The sequence below is a fragment of the Streptomyces sp. MGP-BFMKR1 genome (assembly GCF_057766585.1).
Genome location: NZ_CM173408.1, coordinates 6,120,605 through 6,142,589, shown reverse-complemented (window position 1 = coordinate 6,142,589; position 21,985 = coordinate 6,120,605). Strand labels below are relative to the sequence as shown.

At 72.3% G+C, this 21,985-nt stretch carries 15 protein-coding genes; 9 read left to right on the top strand and 6 right to left on the bottom strand.

Features of this window, described 5'->3' with window-relative positions; all coding sequences use genetic code 11:
- Positions 1-118: 118 nt before the first annotated feature.
- Positions 119-2,725 (top strand): aminopeptidase N, encoded by a 2,607-nt coding sequence (pepN, locus tag AC3CHW_RS24495; protein WP_488467921.1) that lies wholly within the window; start codon positions 119-121, stop codon positions 2,723-2,725.
- A 264-nt stretch (positions 2,726-2,989) separates the two neighbouring features.
- Here the strand turns inward: pepN and AC3CHW_RS24490 are convergent, their stop codons facing one another.
- From AC3CHW_RS24490 to AC3CHW_RS24470, 5 genes are all read right to left on the bottom strand, one after another.
- A complete protein-coding gene (locus tag AC3CHW_RS24490; RefSeq protein ID WP_176161625.1) occupies positions 2,990-3,958 on the bottom strand; it encodes an acyl-ACP desaturase in 969 nt (322 codons plus the stop codon).
- Between the two features lie 149 nt (positions 3,959-4,107).
- A complete protein-coding gene (gene alc, locus AC3CHW_RS24485) occupies positions 4,108-5,376 on the bottom strand; it encodes an allantoicase (protein WP_488467920.1) in 1,269 nt (422 codons plus the stop codon).
- Between the two features lie 401 nt (positions 5,377-5,777).
- Positions 5,778-6,773 carry a LysR family transcriptional regulator gene (locus AC3CHW_RS24480; RefSeq protein WP_488467919.1) on the bottom strand — a complete coding sequence of 332 codons (996 nt, stop codon included), beginning with the start codon at positions 6,771-6,773 and terminating at the stop codon, positions 5,778-5,780.
- Positions 6,774-7,019: 246 nt separating this feature from the next.
- Complete coding sequence (locus tag AC3CHW_RS24475) at positions 7,020-7,262, bottom strand: hypothetical protein (RefSeq protein ID WP_187059818.1); 243 nt, start codon at positions 7,260-7,262, stop codon at positions 7,020-7,022.
- Between the two features lie 463 nt (positions 7,263-7,725).
- Positions 7,726-8,007: a hypothetical protein gene (locus AC3CHW_RS24470; RefSeq protein ID WP_398607268.1), complete on the bottom strand. Its 282-nt coding sequence runs from the start codon at positions 8,005-8,007 to the stop codon at positions 7,726-7,728.
- A gap of 797 nt (positions 8,008-8,804) precedes the next feature.
- Between AC3CHW_RS24470 and AC3CHW_RS24465 the strand changes: the two genes are divergently transcribed.
- A complete protein-coding gene (locus AC3CHW_RS24465; protein ID WP_488467918.1) occupies positions 8,805-11,948 on the top strand; it encodes a beta-N-acetylglucosaminidase domain-containing protein in 3,144 nt (1,047 codons plus the stop codon).
- A 401-nt stretch (positions 11,949-12,349) separates the two neighbouring features.
- Here the strand turns inward: AC3CHW_RS24465 and AC3CHW_RS24460 are convergent, their stop codons facing one another.
- Positions 12,350-12,886, bottom strand: coding sequence for an HNH endonuclease (locus AC3CHW_RS24460; RefSeq protein WP_176161630.1), 537 nt, complete (start codon positions 12,884-12,886; stop codon positions 12,350-12,352).
- A 277-nt stretch (positions 12,887-13,163) separates the two neighbouring features.
- Here AC3CHW_RS24460 and AC3CHW_RS24455 point away from each other — a divergent pair, with 277 nt between their 5' ends.
- The 7 genes from AC3CHW_RS24455 to AC3CHW_RS24425 all read left to right on the top strand — a co-directional run bounded on the left by AC3CHW_RS24455 (position 13,164) and on the right by AC3CHW_RS24425 (position 21,790).
- Entirely contained in the window at positions 13,164-14,234 is a 1,071-nt protein-coding gene (locus AC3CHW_RS24455; RefSeq protein WP_488467917.1) for a mechanosensitive ion channel family protein, read from the top strand.
- Between the two features lie 510 nt (positions 14,235-14,744).
- Positions 14,745-15,899, top strand: coding sequence for an ROK family transcriptional regulator (locus AC3CHW_RS24450; protein WP_488471156.1), 1,155 nt, complete (start codon positions 14,745-14,747; stop codon positions 15,897-15,899).
- Positions 15,900-16,254: 355 nt separating this feature from the next.
- On the top strand, positions 16,255-17,601 hold the full coding sequence (locus AC3CHW_RS24445) for an ABC transporter substrate-binding protein (RefSeq protein ID WP_488467916.1): 1,347 nt from the start codon (positions 16,255-16,257) through the stop codon (positions 17,599-17,601).
- An 11-nt stretch (positions 17,602-17,612) separates the two neighbouring features.
- Positions 17,613-18,602 carry a carbohydrate ABC transporter permease gene (locus tag AC3CHW_RS24440; RefSeq protein WP_459249465.1) on the top strand — a complete coding sequence of 330 codons (990 nt, stop codon included), beginning with the start codon at positions 17,613-17,615 and terminating at the stop codon, positions 18,600-18,602.
- A 3-nt stretch (positions 18,603-18,605) separates the two neighbouring features.
- Positions 18,606-19,514 (top strand): carbohydrate ABC transporter permease, encoded by a 909-nt coding sequence (locus AC3CHW_RS24435; protein ID WP_187061484.1) that lies wholly within the window; start codon positions 18,606-18,608, stop codon positions 19,512-19,514.
- Between the two features lie 6 nt (positions 19,515-19,520).
- The gene (locus AC3CHW_RS24430) at positions 19,521-20,804 is read left to right on the top strand and encodes a 6-phospho-beta-glucosidase (RefSeq protein WP_488467915.1); all 1,284 of its coding nucleotides are present in this window, start codon (positions 19,521-19,523) and stop codon (positions 20,802-20,804) included.
- Positions 20,795-21,790: an N-acetylglucosamine kinase gene (locus AC3CHW_RS24425; protein ID WP_488467914.1), complete on the top strand. Its 996-nt coding sequence runs from the start codon at positions 20,795-20,797 to the stop codon at positions 21,788-21,790. The genes AC3CHW_RS24430 and AC3CHW_RS24425 overlap by 10 nt, the downstream gene beginning before the upstream one ends.
- Positions 21,791-21,985 lie beyond the last annotated feature (195 nt).

Sequence of the window (21,985 nt, the reverse complement as noted above, 5' to 3'; positions counted from 1 at the left end):
CGCCGTGCCGGGACCGGCCACCGGGCGAGCGGAATATTCGACGGGGCCGCCCCGCGTGGCGTGGAAGGATGGCTGGTCACTACGGCTCACGTACGTCGAAAAGTTAGGAGATGCCCAGGTGCCTGGCACGAATCTGACCCGCGAAGAGGCGCAGGAGCGGGCGCGCCTGCTCACCGTCGACGCGTACGAGATCGAGCTCGATCTCTCCGGCGCGCAGGAAGGTGGCACGTACCGCTCGGTGACCACGGTCCGGTTCGACAGCGCCGAGGGTGGCGCTTCCTCGTTCATCGACCTGGTCGCGCCCGCGGTGCACGAGGTGGTGCTGAACGGCACGGCGCTGGACGCGGCCGAGGTCTTCGCCGACTCCCGGATCACCCTCCCGGACCTGCGCGCGGGCCGCAACGAACTGCGCGTCGTGGCCGACTGCGCGTACACCAACACCGGCGAGGGGCTGCACCGGTTCGTCGACCCGGTGGACCAGCAGGCGTACCTGTACACCCAGTTCGAGGTGCCGGACGCGCGCCGGGTCTTCGCGTCCTTCGAGCAGCCGGACCTGAAGGCGACGTTCCAGTTCACCGTGGTGGCCCCGGAGGGCTGGACGGTCATCTCCAACTCACCGACGCCCGAGCCGAAGGACCGCACCTGGACCTTCGAGCCCACGCCGCGCATCTCCAGCTACATCACGGCGCTGATCGTCGGCCCGTACCACAGCGTGCACAGCGCGTACGAGAAGGACGGGCGCTCGGTGCCGCTGGGCATCTACTGCCGCCCCTCGCTGGCCGAGTACCTGGACGCGGACGCGATCTTCGAGGTCACCCGGCAGGGCTTCGACTGGTTCGAGGAGAAGTTCGACTACGCGTACCCGTTCGCCAAGTACGACCAGCTCTTCGTGCCGGAGTTCAACGCCGGCGCGATGGAGAACGCGGGCGCGGTCACCATTCGCGACCAGTACGTCTTCCGGTCCAAGGTGACCGACGCGGCGTACGAGGTGCGGGCCGAGACGATCCTGCACGAACTGGCCCACATGTGGTTCGGCGACCTGGTCACCATGGAGTGGTGGAACGACCTGTGGCTGAACGAGTCGTTCGCCACCTACACCTCCATCGCCTGCCAGGCGTACGCCCCGGGCTCGAAGTGGCCGCACTCGTGGACCACGTTCGCCAACTCGATGAAGACCTGGGCCTACCGGCAGGACCAGTTGCCGTCCACGCACCCGATCATGGCCGAGATCAACGACCTGGACGACGTGCTGGTCAACTTCGACGGCATCACGTACGCCAAGGGCGCCAGCGTCCTCAAGCAGCTCGTGGCCTATGTCGGGCAGGACGAGTTCTTCCGTGGCGTGCAGGCGTACTTCAAGCGTCACGCGTACGGCAACACGCGGCTGAGCGACCTGCTGGGCGCCCTTGAGGAGACCAGCGGGCGCGACCTGAAGACGTGGTCGAAGCTGTGGCTGGAGACGGCCGGCATCAACATCCTGCGCCCGGAGATCGAGACCGACGCGGACGGGATCATCACCTCCTTCGCCGTCCGCCAGGAGGCCCCCGCGCTGCCCACCGGCGCCAAGGGCGAGCCGACGCTGCGCCCGCACCGGATCGCGATCGGCGCCTACGACCTGGACGCGAACGGCAAGCTGGTGCGCGGCGCCGGCGTCCCCGACGGCGAGGACTGGGGGCGGATCGAGCTGGACGTGGACGGCGAGCTGACGCCGGTCCCGCAGTTGGTCGGCAAGCCGCGCCCCGCCGTGGTGCTGCTCAACGACGACGACCTGTCGTACGCGAAGGTGCGTCTGGACGAGGAGTCGCTGCGCCGGGTCACCCAGCACCTGGGCGACTTCGCCGAGTCGCTGCCGCGCGCGCTGTGCTGGGCCTCGGCGTGGGACATGACCCGCGACGGCGAGCTGGCCACCCGCGACTACCTGGAGCTGGTGCTGTCCGGCATCGGCAAGGAGTCCGACATCGGCGTCGTGCAGTCGCTGCACCGCCAGGTGAAGCTGGCCCTGGACGCGTACGCGGCCCCCGCCTGGCGCGAGACCGGGCTGGCGAAGTGGGGCGAGGCGGCGCTGGAGCACCTGCGGGCCGCCGCGCCCGGCAGCGACCACCAGTTGGCGTGGGCCCGCGCGTTCGCCGCGACCGCCCGCACCGACGAGCACCTGGACCTGCTGGCCGCGCTGCTCGACGGCAGCCAGACCATCGAGGGCCTGGCCGTGGACACCGACCTGCGCTGGTCGCTGCTGCTGCGGCTGGCCGCCACCGGCCGCGCCGACGACGCGGCGATCGACGCCGAGCTGGAGCGGGACAAGACGTCGGCCGGCGAGCAGCACGCGGCCAGCGCCCGCGCGGCGCGCCCGACGCCGGAGGCCAAGGCGGAGGTGTGGGCGGCGGTCGTGGAGTCGGACGCGCTGCCGAACGCCATGCAGGAGGCGGCCATCAACGGCTTCGTCCAGGCCGACCAGCGCGAGTTGCTCGCGCCGTACGCGGAGAAGTACTTCGCGGCGGTCAAGGGCGTCTGGGGGGACCGCAGCCACGAGATCGCCCAGCAGATCGCGGTGGGCCTCTACCCCTCGTTGCAGATCTCGCAGGCCACGCTGGACGCCACGGACGCGTGGCTGGCCAGCGCCGAGCCGAGCGCGGCGCTGCGCCGCGTGGTGACGGAGAACCGCGCGGGCGTGGAGCGGGCGCTGCGGGCGCAGCGGGCCGACGCCGACGCGGCAGCGGCGGCATAACGCTGTCGCGGCAGCGGCGGCATGACGCTGCCGCGGCAGCGGCGGCATGACGCTGCCGCGGCAGCGGCGGGTTCACGGTCTGTCGCGACAGCGGCGGGCTCACGCCGAGTCGCGGCAGCGGCGGGTTCGCGGTCTGTCGCGGGAGCGGTGGGCTGAGGCGAGCCGTGGTCGTCGGTTGACAGGGGTCGGCCCCCGTCCCTCCTGGTGGGGGGCGGGGGCCGATCGCGTGCTGGGCGGGGCTCGTGTGGCCTCCCCCGGTGGGGGTTAGCGGCCCCGGGCGGCCCGGCGGGCGAGCAGCGCTTCGCGCCGCTCGTCGAAGCGGGTCGCCTGCTCGTCGAGCCCGCCCATGTACATGCCCAGCTCCTCCTGTGCCGCGAGGCCGTCCGGGCCGAGACCGGAGATCTCCAGCACCTTGAGGTAGCGCAGCACGGGCTGGAGCACGTCGTCGTGGTGGATGCGCAGGTTGTAGATGCCGCCGATGGCCATCTGGGCCGCCGCCCGCTCGAAGCCGGGGATGCCGTGGCCCGGCATCCGGAAGGCCACCACCACGTCGCGCACGGCGCACATGGTCTGGTCGGGGGCCATCTCGAAGGCCGCCGAGAGCAGGTTGCGGTAGAAGACCATGTGCAGGTTCTCGTCGGTGGCGATGCGCGCCAGCATCCGGTCGCACACCGGGTCGCCCGAGTGGTGACCGGTGTTGCGGTGCGAGATGCGGGTGGCGAGTTCCTGGAAGGCGACGTACGCGATCGAGTGCAGCATGCTGTGCGCGTTGTCGGACTGGAACCCCTCCGACATGTGCGACATGCGGAAGCGTTCGAGTTCGACCGGGTCGACGGCGCGCGAGGTGAGCAGGTAGTCGCGCATCACGATGCCGTGCCGGCCCTCCTCGGCGGTCCACCGGTGCACCCAGGTGCCCCAGGCGCCGTCCCGGCCGAAGAGGGTGGCGATCTCGTGGTGGTAGCTGGGCAGGTTGTCCTCGGTGAGGAGGTTGACCACCAGCGCCACCCGGCCGACCGAGCTGACCTTGGACTGGTCGGGGGCCCACGCCTCGCCGCCCATCACGCCGTCGAAGTTACGGCCGTCGCTCCACGGCACGTACTCGTGGGGCATCCATTCCTTGGCGACGCGCAGATGCCGGTTGAGTTCGGTCTCGACTACCTCTTCGAGCGCGTACAACAACTGGCTGTCGCTCCAGGCGGCCTTTCCCGTACGACGAGTTATAGCGGTGGTCACAGCGGAGACTCCTGGGGACGGGGAGTAACGGACTACTGGGGACGTGTCCGACCTACGGTTCCGTAGGTTACGACAACGTAGGTTAAAGCGTCCGTAAACACCAAGCCGTCCCCCTCCGCCGCGCCTTCGTGACGCGTGGGGCGGCCGGGTCAGTCGGTGAGGGCCGCGTACCGCTCCACGAGGCGGGCCTGGCCGGTGGCGGTGAGGGCGCCGTGGGCGCGCAGCCGGGCGATGCCGCCGTCCGGAAAGACGTCGAGGCGCAGGTGGGTGGCGGTGGCCGGGGCGGCGAGACGGAAGCGGTGTGGGGAGTCGGGTCGCAGGGCGGTGCGCGGCAGGATCTCGTACCAGGACGCCGCGTCGGCCGGGTCGGCGGCCGTGGCGTCGCAGCCGTACACCGCGGCCCAGCCCGCCGCGTTGCCCTTGAGGTAGGCGGTGTCGATCTCCAGGGCGCGGATCTCGCCGTGCCCGGCGAGCCGGAACCGCACCCAGTCGTGGCCGCCCCGCGCCCGGCGCCGGCGGGTCTCCCAGCCGTCGTCCATCTGGCGGGCCAGGTCGGGCCGGATGATGTTGGTGGGGGGCGAGTAGAAGCGGTCGGACGCGTCCTCGACCGCCCCGCCGTGCACCACCGACGCCAGGTCGAAGGTGCCCAGCAGGCCCAGCCACTCGGGGTCGGGCACCACCGTGCCGTGCACCCGCAGCCGGGCGATCCCGCCGTCGGGGTACTGGCACAGGCGCAGGTGGGTGAAGCGCCGCTCCGCGTCGACGGCGAAGCCGTTGGCGGCGTGGCCCCGTACGGGCGTGGGCGGCACGAGCGGCTCCCAGCGCACCGCGTCCGAGAGCAGGTCCCGCGCGCTCGGCGTGCCCGGGACGGCCGCGGCCTCGACGCTGACGCGCTGCGGATAGTTCCCCCGAAAGTGGGCGGTGTCCACGATCACTCCGTGGACGACACCGGGCGCGCCGAGCCGGATCAGCGCCCAGTCGTGGTCCCCGTCGGCCGGGAAGGGGTGATCGGCGTCGACGCCCCTGCGGCGCCGGGTCTCCCAGCCGTCCATCACCTTGCCCTTGTGACCGAACGCCCGCGGGTCGAACACCGCGGGCCCGGGCAGCAACAGGTTCTCGCGCTCCGCGAAGAACTCGTCGTTGGCGGCGATGACCCCGCCGCCCAGCCGCCGGTCGGCGAGGTCCACGAGCGCGGCGAACGGGAACTCGCCGCCCCGGTAGTCGGCGTACGGGTCGCCGCCGCGGTAGGGGCGGGCGTCGGTGGCGGTTTCGGGACTGGTTCCGGTGTCCGTTAGGGGGGCGATGGCGGATTCGGAGCCGGTGGCGGATTCGGGGCCGGTAGCGGGTGGCGGTGGTGCGGTGGAGGTGGCGGGGGGCGCGGGGGTCGGGTCGGGGCGCGCGTCGGAGCTGGTGGGCATGGGTGGCCTTTCGTGAGCGGGGTCGCCTGTCGAGGGTCGCGGGGTGGGTTCGCCTGGCGAGAGTGGCGGGGTTCGCTGGCCCGGGTGGAGGGGTTCGCTTGGTGGGCGTGGCGGGCTCGGCGATGGCGGGGGACGCCCGACGAGGGTGGTTCGCCCGACGGGGGTGGTTCACCTGGTCGCGGCGGGTGGGTGAATCGGCGGGCTCGGTGGCCGGGCAGAGGAGCGACGTGCCGTTGGGGCGATCCGCCACCGGGTGCCTGCGCCGAGCGGACGGACGAACACGAACGACAGACGGCGGGCGAGCGGTGGCAAACGGGGCGGCGGGTGGGCGAGGTTGGTCCGCTTCCCGAGCGTGGCAGTCGCGACCTCGCCGGTCCATCGAAAGTTTCTGACCGGACTTTTCAGTTGAGCTGAACGTTCTTGTCCTTGCCCGCGCGGGCCACGCCCGGAAGGGGTTCGATGCGCTTCGCCGTCGGCCGACCGGGCCGCGTAGCGGCCACGGCGTGCAGCGCGTCCAGCACCCGGGCGAGCCCCGGCGCCCCCTCGGCTCCCTTGCGTACGGCGGCCACGACGTGCCGGCACGGCCGGTCGGCGCGCAGCACCCGCACGGCGACCGCCGGATCAGCGCCGCCGTACTCCGCGGCCATGGCCATCCTCGGCACCAGCGCGACGCCCATCCCGGCGGCGACCAGGGCCAGGATCGAGGGCCAGTCGGCGGCGGCGTGCGCCTGCCCGGGTACGAATCCGGCCGCCTGGCACGCGACGGTGGTGATCTCCGACCAGGGCCCGCTGCTGCCGTAGATCCACCCCTCCCCCGCCAGGTCCGCGAGGCGCAGGTCGGGCGCGGCGGCCAGCGGGTGCCGGGCGGGCAACGCGACGTCCAGCGGATCGGCGAGCAGGGGTACGCGCGTGAACTTCGGGTCCCGCGCCGGCGGCGCGTGCGCGGCCAGCGACAGGGCCAGGTCGACGGTCCCACGGGCGAGCAGTTCGTACGCCTCCGCCGCCTCGGCCTGGTGCACCCGTACCTCAAGTGCGGGGTGGCGGCGGCGCAGTTGCTGGGCGGCGGGCACCACGAGGGCGGGGATGGCGGTGCTGAACGCGCCGACCCGGACCCGCCCGCTCTCCCCGCGCCGGTACCCGGCCAACTCCGCCTCCGCCCGTTCCAACTGGGCGAAGACCTCCTCGGTGTGTCGCAGGACGAGTCGGGCGGCGTCCGTCAGCCGCACCCGCCGCCCGTGCGCCTCAAGGAGCGGCACGTCCAACTGCTTGGCCAGCCCCGAAAGCTGCTGCGAGACCGCCGACGGCGTCATGCGCAGGGCCTGGGCCGTCGCGGTGACCGTGCCCAGCTCATCGAGGGTGCGCAACACGCGGAGCTTTCTGACATCCCAGTCCGCCATGGGGAAAAGCTACCCAGCCCGGCCCCACGGGGAGCCCACCGCGCACGCCCGGGGCCGACGCCTCCCCCACCCGGCCGACGACTGGCCGGGCACGGCCCGCAGCGCGCGGTGGTGTGGTGCGTCGGGGGTCGTACGTGTGCGACCCGGCGGCGGTCCGGCGCGCGCTAGCGGATACGGTCCCGGAGTCCGGGCACACCAAAGGCGCTCACGGCGTGCGCCGCGAGCGCCTGGCGGTGGAGCGGGGCTTCAGCTCGTGGTCTGCTTGTCGCTCTTGCTGCCGATCATCACGAGGCCCGCGATCACGAGGAACGACACGATGGGAGCGGCGACGTAGAGGCCGAGCGTCTCCATGACGCTCAGACCCGGACCCGGGTCGTCACCGTCGTCGCGGGTGAGCGCGAACGCGGGGGACGACATCAGCAGCATCAACGTCAGCCCGGCGGTGATCGTACCGGCGCGCAGGGCGTTCTTCTTGGCCTTAGTGCTCACAGCAGCAATTTACCCAACGGGTCCCGGCACCGCGCGCCCGGGGTGCGCGTAACTCCCGCCCGGACTCGTACGGGACAGCCGGCACGGGCGGTCCGGTCCGGGTCGCCGCGGCGTTGGCGTGACGGGGGGTGGGGGCGGCGTGACGCGTGCGCGGGAGGCGGGGCGGCGCACGGCGCGGGTGGAGACGCCGCCGGCAGGTGGGCGCGGGGCGATGTAGTGCGGCGTGCGGCGTGCGGCGTGCGGCGTGCGAGGGAGGCTGAGGTCGGGGCCCGGTACGGCGCGCAGGTCGAGGCCCGGTGTGGCGCGCGCGGAGGTTGGGGTCGTCCGTGCTCGTTCTCGGTGCTCGGGTTCCAGCGGCCGGTCTCGGTGCCGGCGCTGGTTCACGCGTCGCGCGGGTCACCGTGCCCGCGGCGCACCCGGCCCCTGTTCTCCCGCGCGCGCTGTGGTCATCGGGCGGCGGCGGTCAGCAGGCCGCGGGCGCCGGACCCATGTCGACGCGCTCGACGGGGTAGGCGGCGGCCGTGGGCTCGCTGGTGAGCGGACGCTCGGCGCCCAGCGGCGGCTCGCTGGTCAGCGGCGCGGCGTCGGACAGTGGCGGTTCGCTGGTCAGGGGTTGCTCGAACCCGCAGGCACCGGAGCCGTCCAGCGCCGACTCGAGGTCGGACACGCCCTCGTAGAGATCGGGCTGGGACGGCTCCGTCTGTTTGGAGAGGGTGTGCGGGAAGATGTGCACGGGCGCGGCCACACGGGCCTCCTGATGTCGGTGGGCAGTGAGACACGTCGAGCCCTACCCATTACGGGCCGGGCCAGACGCATCTCACCCTCGAACGTGGTCCAGGTCACATTCTCGCCCCGGCAGGCGATTCCTCGCTCCCCACGGCCGTTCACAGCGAGATGTGGCCCGAGCAGCGCACTGTGACGACGGATTTACGGAGTAATCCGGGCCGCCGATCCTCCATCGGAGCACCCCGATAACCGGCAATCGCGGCACTTCGGTCACCGCCGTTGACACCTCGACCGGCCGAGTGGTGGGCTCGGCGAGCCGATCAACTCACGGCACCCACACGCCACTCCGCGCCCGCCCGCGCGGCCACCGGGTCAGCCCACTCCCCCCGCCCGCGCGGCCACGGACGCCGTCGACTCCGGGGGCGCGCCGCGTACGGCGACAGGGTCGGCGGAACCGCCAGCGGGCACGGCACAGGGCGGGTTCGGGGCCGCACTCGGGCTCTGGGGACGGGACCTGCGTACGGGGGCAGCGAGGACACGATCGAGAGCAGCGAGGACACGACCGTAGCGCGTTGTGGCGGGCGCGATGACTCGTCATCCACACCCCCATTCGCGTTATCCGTTTATCCGACAACAGTTATCCACAGCCCTCGTCACGCCCTCCCCGCATCGACCACAATTCGCTGTATCCGCCACGTCCCACGGCTCCCGCCGCGGACGACGCAAGGCGCTGGAAGAGTTAAGGAGGGGGCTGTGCGGCTCCGGGGGAACAGGGCGCGGGCGACACGGACCACGGGCGCCGCGGGGGCGACCGCCATGGCCGCCGCCATCATCGGGGGACTGCTCGGCCCCGCGCCGAGCGCCGTCGCCGCCCCCGCGCCGGGGCGACCGGAGGTGCCCAAGACCGCGGAGTCCCAGACCTCCGCCGACGGGCTGCCCCCGGTGTGGCCGCGCCCCCAGTCCATGCGCGCCGCGGGCCCGCCCGTCCCGGTCTCCACCACCGTGACGCTGGTCGCCCCCGCCGACGCGGACCCGCACGCGCTGGGCGTGCTGCGCTCGGCGCTGCGCGCCGCCGGCGCCCGCACGGTGACCGACGCGGCCCCCAGCGACCGGCTGGCCGCCGACGGCCTGGTCGTCCACGCCGGAGGCCCGAGCGCGGACGACGCGCTGCGGGCGCTGCGCGCCCCGGCCAGGGGCGACCTGCCCAGCGGCGGCTACCGGCTCGCGACCGGGCTGGTGCGGGGCCGCGCGACCCTGGCCCTGTCCGGAGTCGGCCCCGACGGCCTCTTCCACGCCGCGCAGACACTGCGTCAGCTCGCCGTCGACCGCGCCGAGAAGGCCGGCGCGCCACGCACGCTGCCCGGCGTGAGCGTGCGCGACTGGCCCGCCACGCGCACCCGCGGCATCACCGAGGGGTTCTACGGGACGCCGTGGTCGCACCGCCAGCGCCTGGCCCAACTCGACTTCCTGGGCCGCACGAAGCAGAACCGCTATCTGTACGCGCCGGGGGACGACACCTTCCGCCAGGCCCGCTGGCGCGACCCGTACCCCGCGAGGCAGCGCGCCGAGTTCCGGGAGCTGGCCGACCGTGCCCGGCGTAACCACGTCACGCTCGGCTGGGCACTCTCCCCCGGGCAGGCCATGTGCTTCTCCTCCAACGAGGACCTGCGGGCGCTGGAGCGCAAGGTGGACGCGATGTGGGCGCTGGGCGTGCGCTCCTTCCAGCTCCAGTTCCAGGACGTGAGCTACAGCGAGTGGCACTGTGACGCCGACGCGGACACCTTCGGCTCGGGCCCCGAGGCCGCCGCGCAGGCGCAGGCGACGGTGGCCAACGTGCTGGCCGCGCACCTCGCCAGTCGGCACCCGGGCTCCGAGGCCCTGTCGCTGCTGCCGACCGAGTACTACCAGAAGGGCGCGACCGAGTTCCGCGAGGCGCTCGCCGACGCCCTGGCCCCGCAGGTGGAGGTGGCCTGGACGGGGGTGGGCGTGGTGCCCAGGACGATCACGGGCCAGGAGATGGCCGAGGCCCGCACCGCCTTCGACCACCCGTTGGTCACCATGGACAACTACCCGATCAACGACTACGCGCAGGACCGCCTCTTCCTCGGCCCCTACTCCGGCCGCGACCCGGCCGTGGCCAGCGGCTCGTCGGCGCTGCTCGCCAACGCGATGAAGCAGCCGACGGCCTCCCGTATCCCCCTGTTCACCACCGCCGACTTCGCCTGGAACCCCCAGGGGTACCGGCCAAGCGACTCGTGGCGGGCGGCGATCGACGACCTCGCGGGCGGCGATCCGCGCACCCGCGCCGCCCTGAACGCCTTCGCCGGCAACGACGCCTCCTCGCTCCTCGGCGGCTGGGGGCGCGACCGCTCGCGGACCGTGCCCGAATCGGCGTACCTGCGCCCGCTGCTCGACGAGTTCTGGGCGGCGCGGGAAGCCGCCCAAGGCGGCGGCCACCCGCGTGCCGCGCGGGCCGCCGAGACATCGGACCGGGCCGCTGAGGAGCGGTTCGCGCGGGCGGCCGAGCGGCTGCGCGCCGAGTTCCACACGCTGCGCACGGCGCCCAAGCTCCTGGCCGGCACGTTCGACGGCGAGGTCGCGCCGTGGCTGGAGCAGTTGGGCCGGTTCGGCGCGGCCGGCGAGCAGGCCGTCGCGGCCCTGACCGCGCAGGCCGGCGGCGACGGCGCGGTGGCCTGGCGGGCCCAGCGCGAACTGCGCACGTGGCGGGCCCGGATCGCGGCCAGCCCGGTCACGGTCGGCAAGGGCGTCCTGCCGGAGTTCCTCACCCGCGCGGTCACCGAATCGGACGCCTGGTGGGGGCTCGACGCCGCGGGCGGCAAGGAGCGGGCGCGGAAGCTGTCGCCCGACGCGGGCGCGGAGCGAGCCGCCGACGGCGACCCGACGACGGCGTTCCGGCCCCCGGCGCCGCCCGCGGCCGGTGCCCCCGGCGACCCCGCGGGCGAGGCCCAGCGGGCGGAACCCATCACCGTCACCTTCGGCGAGCGGCGCCCGCTGAGCGCCGTGACGGTGCTCACCACGGGGCCCGCCACCCCGGACTCGGGGCGGACCGCCCGCTCGATAGGTCAGGTGGAGGCCCGCGTGCCCGGGCACGGCTGGCGGCGGATCGGCGAACTGTCGGCCAGCGGGTGGACCCAGGCGGCGGGCAAGGGAGTGCGGGCCGACGCGGTGCGGCTGCGCTGGGACGCGGGCGTGCGACCGCCGGCCGTGCAGGAGGTCACGCCCTGGTTCGCCGACGCCCCGGCGGCCGAGTTGCGCCTGTCCCAGGCGGAGACGGACGCGGAGATAGGCGGCCGGCCGGCGCGGGTGAAGGTCTCGGTGGTGGGCCGCCGACCCGGCGACGTCAGCGGCAACCTCACGGTGCGCGCCGGCCACGGCTTGCGCGTCACGGCACCGTCCCAGGTCACGGCCCCGAGGGGCGGCACGGCGACCGCTGAGGTCGAGATAGCCGTGCCGGCGGGCACCAAGCCCGGGGCCTACCGGCTGCCGATCCGCTTCGGTTCGGAGGAGGTCACGCTGACCGTACGAGCCCACCGGCGCACCGGCGGCCCGGACCTGGCCCGGACGGCGCGCGCCACCTCGTCGGCCAACGAGACGGCGAAGTTCCCGGCCTCGGCCGTGATCGACGGCGACCCGACCACGCGCTGGTCATCGCCCGCCACCGAGCACGCCTGGCTCCAACTGGAGCTGGACCGCCCGACCCGGCTCGGCCGCGTGGACCTGCACTGGCAGGACGCGCACGCGGCCCGGTACCGGATACAGGTCTCGTCCGACGGCCGCACCTGGCGCACGGCGGCGACGGTCCAGGACAGTGCGGGCGGCCGGGAGACGATCCACCTGGACGCGCCCAACACCCGCTTCATACGGGTCCAGGGCGACGAGCGCGCGACCCGCTTCGGGTACTCGCTGTGGTCGGTACGGGCCCACGCGGTCACGCCGTAACCACGCGAGGCACGGCGCCGGCCAAGCGGTGGGCGAGTGCGGAGGGCCGGGGGGCGGGGCGGAGGGGGAGGGGCGGGGGCGGGGGCGGGGGGGGGAGCCCCCAAGGAAGGCCACTTCTCCCGGCGGCCCACCCACCACCGGCGGACCGCACCCGACCAGAGCCGCACCCAGCCCGAACCACACCCGGGCGTAACCACGCCCGCCCCGAACCACACCCAGCCCGAGCCGCACCCCAACCGAAACCGCACCCGGCCAGGGCCGCACTCGACCCGAACCACGCCCAAACCCGCACCGCACCCGGCCCAAACCGCACCCCAACCCGAACCGCACCCGGCCGGAGGCGTCAGGCGCGCCGCGCACTTGGTGCGCGGCGCCGCGTACACACGACGATGGCCCGGTTCTCAGGCGGATACGCCGTCGATCCGAGCCATCGCATCTTCCGCGCCGTACGGCTGCAGGTATGGCAGCCAGCGCGGATCCCTATGCCCGGTGCCGATGATGCGCCAGGCCAGGCCGGACGGTGGGGCGGGTTGGTGGCGCAGCCGCCAGCCGAGTTCCGCCACGTGGCGGTCGGCCTTGACGTGATTGCAGCGGCGACACGCCGCGACCACGTTCTCCCAGGCGTGCTGGCCGCCCCGACTGCGCGGGATGACGTGGTCGACGCTGGTTGCGACGCCACCGCAGTAGGCACAGCGACCGCCGTCCCTGGCGAACAGGGCGCGGCGGGTCAGCGGAACGGGGGCCCGAAAGGGGACCCGCACGAACCGCTTCAAACGGACGACGCTCGGTGCGGGTATCACGCGGGTCGCGCTGTGCATCAGGGCGCCTGACTCCTCAAGGCTGACAGCTTTGTCATTGAGGATGAGTACGAGCGCGCGGCGGAGCGGTACGACGCCGAGTGGCTCGTACGACGCGTTGAGGACCAGAACATGCGGCACGGGTGCCTCCCTGTACGCCGGCGGCGCGTGGCTCGCGCCGGGACGATCTCCCCTTAGTGTCTACGCAGCCCTGGTGAGAGCGCCACCACCACCAGGTAACGGACCAAGAGTGTTTTCAACCACAGCCTGTTCATCTCCTTGTTCATCCCCGCGCTGCTCGTGGTTGTCGTTGGTTGTCGTTCGAACATCACAACGAGACACCTGGCGTGCCCCGTTAGTGTGGAGGGTCTGCCGAGGCGCTTTTGCCAGGCATATCCCCACAGAAGGGTTACTTGCCGTGCTCCGGTCCGCCGCTCCGTCCGCTGACGCGACGCCACGCGCCACGGCGCTCGACGAGACGCAAGAGGCCGCGGAGAGCGCCGCGAGCTGGCTCGGGGAGAACTGGTCCGACTGGCTGGGTCTGGGCCTGCGCATCCTGCTGATCGTGATCATCGCGTTCGTGCTGCGCTCGGTGATCCGCCGGTCGATCACGCGGTTGATCTCCCGGATGAACCGCACGGCGCAGGCCGTGGACGGCACGGCGCTCGGCGGGTTGCTGGTCAACGCGGAGCGCCGCAGGCAGCGCTCAGAGGCGATCGGCTCGGTGTTGCGCAGCGTCGCCTCGTTCATGATCCTCGGCACGGCGGCGCTGATGATCCTCTCCGCCCTGGAGATCAACCTCGCGCCGCTGCTCGCGAGTGCGGGCGTCGCGGGCGTGGCCATCGGCTTCGGCGCCCGGAACCTGGTCACCGACTTCCTCTCCGGCGTCTTCATGATCCTTGAGGACCAGTACGGCGTGGGCGACTCGATCGACGCGGGGGTGGCCTCCGGCGAGGTGATCGAGGTCGGGCTGCGCGTGACGAAGCTGCGCGGCGATGACGGCGAGATCTGGTACGTACGCAACGGCGAGGTCAAGCGGATCGGCAACCTCAGCCAGGGTTGGTCCACGGCGGGCGTCGATGTGCAGGTCCGGTACGACGAGGACCTGGAGAAGGCGAAGAAGGTCATCCTCCGCGCGGGCGAGGAGATGGGGACCTCGCAGCCGTGGGACGAGGCGCTGTGGGAGCCGGTGGCGGTGCTCGGCCTGGACGCGGTGTACCTGGACTCGATGGTGATCCGGGTCTCCGCGAAGACCATGCCGGGCAAGGCGCTGAGCGTGGAGCGGGAGTTGCGCTGGCGGATCAAGCGGGCGCTGGACGCGGAGGGCATTCGCATCGTGGGCGGCCCGCCGCCGGTCGGCGAGGGCGCCGCGCCGGCCCCCGACCCGACGGCCGGCGTTTCCGCGCCCTCCGCCCTGGCCAGCCCGACCTCGCCGCAGTCCCTCGCGGCGTCGCCGATACCGCCACCGCCCCCGAACCTCCAGAAGTAGCCCGCCCCTCCCCTGCGGCCCCCGCCCCGTAACCCCACACCCCGGCACGCCCGCGACCCGCCCCGGCACGCCTCCGCACCCTGGCCGCGCCCGCCCAACGCCGCCCACCCACCACTACTCACCCCAGGCCCATCCCGTCACACGCGCCCCGAACCACCCCACCTCACGCACCTCGCCCCACCCACTCCTCCACCTCGCCCCACCCACCCCACTCTTCGCCGACCCGACCCGACCTGAGCCGAGCCGAACCGCGCCGCGCCTGTCCGGGCGCGGCGCGGTTCGGCGTTGCGCGGGGTGCTTGGAGGGCGGGCCGTCGATAACGCTTTGGGCAGGCGTGGACGGACGTTCGGATCGAACCATTGACGAGGCGCGGATGGACGCCTACCTTCCTGTTCACCGTTAGGAAACTTTCCTAATAGATGGCGCGGCAACGGGGCCCGTCATCTGAGCAGCGAAGGGCGGTGGTCAGCCATGGTCGGTACGCCAGGAACGCCACGCGTGTTGCGGGCCATGAACGACCGGGCGGCCCTGGACCTCCTGGTGGCGCACGGGCCGCTCACCCGCACCCAGCTCGGTGAGCTGACCGGCCTGTCGAAGCCCACCGCCTCGCAGTTGCTCAGCCGGCTCGCGGCGGCGGGCCTGGTGCGCGCCACCGGCACCGCCACCGGACGCCCCGGCCCCAACGCCCAGCTCTACGAGATCAACGCGACCATCGCCCACGTCGCGGCGCTGTCGGTCGACCCGCTCGGCGTCACCGCGGTCGTCGCCGACCTGGCCGGTACGGTCGTCGGCGAGCACCGCCTGCTGGCCGACGCGATGGCTGACGGCGTGCGCGACCGCACGTCCACCGTGGTCGTCGAGGCCGTGGACGGTGCGCTGCGGGCGGCCGGGCTCGGTCGCGACGCGCTGCACCGTACGGTCATCGGCACTCCCGGCGCGCTCGACCCGCGCACCGGCGCCCTGCGGTACGCGCCGCATCTGCCCGGGTGGCAGTCCCGTACGGTGCGGGAGGACCTCACCGCCGCGCTGGGCACCCCGGTGGTCATCGAGAACGACGTGAACCTGGTCGCGCTGGCCGAGCACGACCGGGGCACCGCGCAGGACTTCGACAACTTCGTGCTGGTCTGGGCCGACGAGGGTGTGGGCGCCGCGATCGTGCTGGACGGGGCGCTGCTGCGCGGCGCCACCGGCGGCGCGGGCGAGATCGGCTACATGCCGTTGCCCGGCGCCCCGCTCGCCCGCGAGGCCGAGACCTTCGCCCGACCGGACGCCGGCGGCGGGTTCCAGCGCCTGGCCTCGTCGCCCGCCGTCCTCGCGCTGGCCGAGGCGCACGGCATCTCGGCCCGGGACGCGCCGGCGGCGCTGGCCGAGGCGTTGGTGACCCCGGGCGCGGGTGACGCGGTTCTCGCCGAGTTGGCCCACCGGCTCGCCACCGGCATCGCCTCGGTGGTCGCCGTCGTGGACCCGGAGTTGGTCGTGCTCTCCGGCGAGGTCGCGCAGGCGGGCGGGGAACGGCTGCTCTCCCTGGTCCAGGAGGAGTTGACCGGACTCGCCCTGCCCCGGCCGCAGTTGCGGCTCAGCGCGCTCGACGGCAGCCCCATCCTGATCGGCGCGCTGCGCACCGCGCTGGCCGACGCCCGCGACACCGTCTTCGATACCGGCTGACCGCACCGCCACCACCGCGACCAGCACCGCCGCCCCTTCCGCCACCGCCCTCCCCCGCTCCTCGTCTCCTGACCTCCTCCGCCCGCCGACCGCGCCGCTTTCCCAGCGCCGTCTCACAACCCCGGTGTGCCGCCATGTCTCTCGTACGACTCTTAGCCCCGTGACCCCGCCGGTTTCCCGGACTCCCGAAGCCCGCTCGGTTCCTCGCTCCCGTGGCTCCGCATAGCTCTCGTCGCTCTCCTGGCTCCTGAAGTCCCCGGCTCCGCCGAGCCCCGCGATTCCCTGTCGCTCCGCTCGCCCCTCCTCACCGCTCGTACCACCCGTGTCCCTTTCCCCGCCGCTAAGGAAGTCCGCCATGCCGCGAACGCGTACGCACCGCGCTCCGGCCGTCCTCGCCGCCGTGCTCGCCACCACCGGGCTACTGCTGGCGGGGTGTGCCAATCCCAGCACCGGTAGCGCGAACGACGACCCGACCAAGCCCGTGACCCTGAAGTTCTGGCACGGCTGGGCCGAGAAGAACGAAGTCAAGGCCATCAATGACAGCATTGACCGGTTCGAGAAACTGCATCCGAACATCAAGGTGAAGGCCACCGGCAACGTCACCGACGTCACCATGAACCAGGCGCTGCGCGCCGGCGGTGGCAAGGCTCCGGATGTGGTGTCCTCGTTCACCACCAACAACGTGGGCCAGTACTGCTCGTCGGGGATGTGGGTCGATCTCGACCCGTTCATGAAGAAGACGGGGCTGGACAAGAACAAGGTCTTCCCGAAGACGTTGTTGGACTACACGCAGTTCGAGGGCGAGCAGTGCGCGTTGCCGCTGTTGGCCGACGCGTTCGGCATGTACTACAACAAGGACGCCTTCAAGAAGGCGGGCATCGAGCGCCCGCCGCGGACGATGTCGGAGCTGAAGCGCACCGCGGTGAAGCTGACGCAGCGCAAGGGCGACGGTTATGAGCAGCTCGGTTTCATGCCCAATTTCCGGCTCTACCAGAACAGTCCGGACCGGATGTTCGCGCAGTGGGGTCCGCGTTACTTCGACGAGGACGGCAAGGCCCGGTTGGCGGACGAGCCGGCCGCGAAGGACTTCTTCACCACGCAGCGGGACCTGATCAAGGCGCTGGGCGGGTACGGGGCGCTGGAGAAGTTCCGTACGACGTTCGGTGACGAGATGTCGTCCCAGAACGCGTTCCTCACCGGCAAGCTCGCCATGCACATGGACGGCGAATGGCGCGGCCTGATGTTGAACGACGCGAAGGCCGACTTCGAGTGGGGCACCGCGCCGATGCCGGTCCCCGATGACCAGGCCGACACGTACGGTCGCGGCTATCTGACGGGGACCGTCGCGGGTATCGCGCACAGCAGCAAGCACCAGAACGCCGCATGGGAGTTGGTGCGTTTCCTGACCGCGGACACCGATCAGGTGGTGGCGTTCGCCAACGCCATCCACAACGTGCCGTCCACGAAGGCGGCGCTCGCCTCGCCGAAGCTCGACGCCGATCCGACGTTCCGCACGTTCCTCGGCATAGCCCAGCACCCGGACAGCGTCGCGCTGCCGCCGTCCATCAACGGTGGGCAGTACGTGCTCGCGCTCCAGGACTTCGCCTACGACGCGGAGTCGGGAAAGATCGACGATTTCGACAAGGGGCTGCGAAAACTCGATGACCAGATAGACGCCGACACTCTCCAAGCGCAGAATTGACGGGGCCCACCATGGCAAGAACACGTAAAGCAGTGGAGGCCGTCCCGTCCGGCGGGTCGGACAACGCCGCGGCGTTGCGCCGCAAGCACCAGCGGGACCGGTTGCGCACCCTCGGGTTCCTCTCTCCGTGGCTGATCGGCTTCACCGTCTTCTTCGGTTATCCGCTGGTCGCCACCGTCTACTTCTCGTTCATGCACTACAACCAGATCGAGCCGGCCACGTTCGTGGGCTGGCGGAACTGGAAGTACGTGTTCGAGCAGATGCCGTTGTTCGGCCCCGCGCTGTGGAACACGCTGTGGCTGGTCGTGGTGATGGTGGCGCTGCGCGTCGTCTTCGGTATCGGCATCGGGTTGTTGATCACGAAGTTGAAGACGGGTGTCGGCTTCTTCCGGACGGCGTTCTACCTGCCGTACCTCGCGCCGCCGGTGGCCGCGACCGTGGCGTTCGTCTTCCTGCTCAACCCGGGCACCGGGCCGGTGAACGAGATGCTCGGCGCGGTGGGCATCGAGGCGCCGAACTGGTTCAACGATCCGAACTGGGCCAAGCCGTCGCTGGTGATGCTCTCGCTGTGGGGCATCGGTGACCTGATGGTCATCTTCATGGCCGCGCTGTTGGACGTGCCCAAGGAGCAGTACGAGGCGGCGGAGTTGGACGGCGCGGGTTCCTTCGCGAAGTTCCGCTACATCACCTGGCCCTCGATTCTGCCCATCGTGATGTTCGCGGTGGTCACCGGGACCGTGCAGACCATGCAGTACTACACGCAGGCCCTGGTGGCCGGAAAGCTCGCGTCGGGTGTGAGCGTCGGTCCCGGCACGACGATTCAGCCGGGTTATCCGGACCATTCCACGCTCACCGTGCCGCAGCTCGTCTATTCGCTGGGCTTCCAGAACTTCAACACCGGCGCGGCATGCGTGCTCTCCCTCGTGTTGTTCGCCATCGCCATGGCCGTGACCACCCTGCTGATGCGCAAGCGCGCCGGGCTGCTGACGGCGGAGGACTGATCCATGACCACCACCGCACTTCCCCCGCGCGCCACACGCGCCTCCCGGCCCACGCCGACGCCCGCGCAGGCGGCGGCCCGCGCGCGCCGTAAGTCCGTGCTGCACTGGATAGCCGTGCACACCGGCGCGCTGGCCGCCGCGCTGTTCTTCGTGCTGCCGTTCGTCTTCGTCTTCCTCACCTCGGTGATGAGCGACAGCCAGGCGATGAGCGGTGACCTGTGGCCGCACGAGTGGCGCTGGTCGAACTACGCGGACGTGTTCAACACGCCGGGCTTTCTGACCTGGTGGCGCAATTCGCTGCTGTACGCGGGACTGGGCACGCTGTTCACGGTCTGTTCGTCCATTCCGGTGGCGTACGCGCTGGCGAAGTTCCGCTTCCGGGGTCGGCGCGGCGCCATGATCCTGGTCATCTCCACGATGATGCTGCCGCCGCAGGTCATCGTGATCCCGATGTACCTGGTGTGGGCCCAGCAGTTCGGGCTCTCCGGGTCGCTGTGGCCGCTGATCATCCCGATGGCGTTCGGCGACGCGTACTCGATCTTCCTGTTGCGTCAGTTCCTGCTGACGATCCCGAAGGAATACCTGGAGTCGGCCCGCGTGGACGGCTGTGGGGAGATCCGTACGCTGCTGACGATCGTCGTGCCGATGGCCAAGCCGGGCATCGCGGCGATCGCCCTGTTCCAGTTCTTCTACTGCTGGAACGACTATTTCGGCCCGCAGATCTATGCGGCACAGAATCCCGGAGCCTGGACGCTGAGTTACGGTCTTGAGTCGTTCAAGAGCGCGCACAGCGTCAACTGGAACCTGACCATGGCGGCGACGCTGCTCGTCATGGCGCCGGTCATCATCGTTTTCTTCTTCGCACAGAAGGCCTTCGTCGAAGGCGTCACTCTCACCGGAGTAAAGGGCTAATTGGCTATGAAGCTCGCAGTGGTCGGCGGGGGTTCGACCTACACCCCCGAACTCATCGACGGATTTGCCCGGTTGCGCGACGCGCTGCCGCTGGAGGAACTGGTTCTCATCGACCCGGCGGCCGACCGGTTGGAGTTGATCGGCGGCCTGGCGCAGCGGATCTTCGCGAAGCAGGGTCACCCCGGCAGGGTCTCGTGGACCTCGGACCTGGACGCGGGCGTGGACGGCGCGTCCGCGGTGCTGCTGCAACTGCGCGTCGGCGGCCAGGCCGCCCGCAACCAGGACGAGACGTGGCCGCTGGACTGCGGCTGCGTCGGACAGGAGACGACCGGCGCCGGCGGCCTGGCCAAGGCGCTGCGTACGGTGCCGGTGGTGCTGGACATCGCGGAGCGCGTACGCCGGCGCAACCCGGACGCGTGGATCGTGGACTTCACCAACCCGGTGGGCATCGTCACGCGCGCCCTGCTGACGGCGGGCCACCGCGCGGTGGGCCTGTGCAACGTGGCGATCGGCTTCCAGCGCAAGTTCGCCAAGCTGCTCGACGTCGCCCCCGAGCAGGTCTACCTGGACCACGTGGGCCTCAACCACCTCACCTGGGAGCGGGGCGTGCGCATCGGCGGCCCGGAGGGTGAGAACGTGCTCCCCCGGCTGATCGCCGAGCACGGCGAGGCGATCGCGGCCGACCTGCACATGCCGCGCACCCTCGTGGACCGGCTCGGCGTGGTCCCCTCGTACTACCTGCGTTACTTCTACGAGCACGACGCCGTGGTGCGCGAGCTGAAGTCGAAGCCGTCGCGGGCGGCCGAGGTCGCGGCCATCGAGAAGGAGCTGCTGGGCCTGTACGGGGACCCGGCGCTCGACGAGAAGCCGGAGCTGCTCAGCAAGCGTGGCGGCGCCTTCTACTCGGAGGCGGCCGTGTCGCTGACCTCCTCGCTGCTCGGCGACACCGGCGACGTGCAGGTCGTGAACACCTTCAACAAGGGGACGCTGCCGTTCCTGCCGGACGACGCGGTGATCGAGGTGCCGGCCGCGGTGGGCGCCGGCGGCGCTACGCCGTTGCCGGTGGCGCCGCTGGAGCCGCTGTACGCGGGGCTGACCTCGCACGTCACGGCGTACGAGCACCTCGCGTTGCGGGCCGCGCTGCTGGGCGCCGACGCGGGCGAGAAGGCCGGGCGGCGCGCGGTGTTCGAGGCGCTGCTCGCGCACCCGTTGATCGGCCAGATCGAGTACGCGGACCAGCTCACGGACGCGCTCATCGCACACAACCGGGAGCACCTGGCGTGGGCCTGACGGGTTCTGTGCTCGCCGTCGACGCGGGCAACAGCAAGACCGACGTGGCGCTGCTCGGCGCGGACGGATCGGTGCTCGGCTCGGCCCGCGGCGGGGGCTTCCAGCCGCCGATGGTCGGCACCGAGCGTGCCATCGCGGGCCTGGCCGGCATCGTCGCGCGGGCGGCGGCCGACGCGGGGCTCGGCGAGGCGCCGGGCGTGCTGGCCGAGCACGTCTCGGCGTGCCTGGCCAACTGCGACCTGCCGATCGAGGAGGAGCGGCTGACCGAGGCAATAGCGGCGCGGGATTGGGGGCGTACCGTCACGGTCACCAACGACACCTTCGCGCTGTTGCGCTCCGGGCTGCCGGACGGGGGTGAGCCGGCCGGCGTGGCCGTCGTGTGTGGTGCGGGCATCAACTGCGCGGGGCTGGCCCCCGGCGGGCGCACCGCGCGTTTCCCCGCGATCGGCCGGATCTCCGGCGACTGGGGCGGCGGCGGCCACCTGGCGGACGAGGCCCTGTGGTGGGCGGCGCGGTCGTGGGACGGGCGGGGGGAGCGCACGGCGCTCGCCGACGCGCTGCCCGCGCACTTCGGGCTCACCGACATGCTGGAGCTGATCAGCGCGCTGCACCTGGGGGACGTGGAGCGCGGTCGGCGCTACGAGTTGACGCCGGTGCTGTTCGCGGTGGCCGACGCGGGGGACGCGGTCGCGCGCGCGATTGTGGACCGGCAGGCGGACGAGGTGGTCACCATGGCCACGGTCGCGCTGTCCAAGCTCGATCTGCTGGGCGAGGAGGCACCGGTGGTGCTCGGCGGCGGGGTGTTGGCGGCCCGGCACCGGCTGCTGGACGACGGCGTGCGCGAGCTGCTGGCCGAGCGCGCGCCGAAGGCCCTGGCCCGCGTGGTGCAGGCGCCGCCGGTGCTGGGCGCCGCGCTGCTGGGTCTGGATCACATCGCGGCGGCGCCCGCGCTGTACGAGCGGCTGCGCGCGGAGTACCCGGGGTAGGCGGCGTGGCCCGCCGTGGCGTGGTCCCGCGCGGTGGTGCGGGGCGGCCTTGGCGGGCCGTGCCGGGCCGGCCGTGGTGGAGCGGTGCGGAACGGGTCGGGTGGGGCGCTCGGGGCAGATGCCCGGAGCGCCCCGCTCGTCGCACCACCCGGTGGGCGACGCGGTCGCGGGTGGCGCACGCCCGCGGGTGCGTGC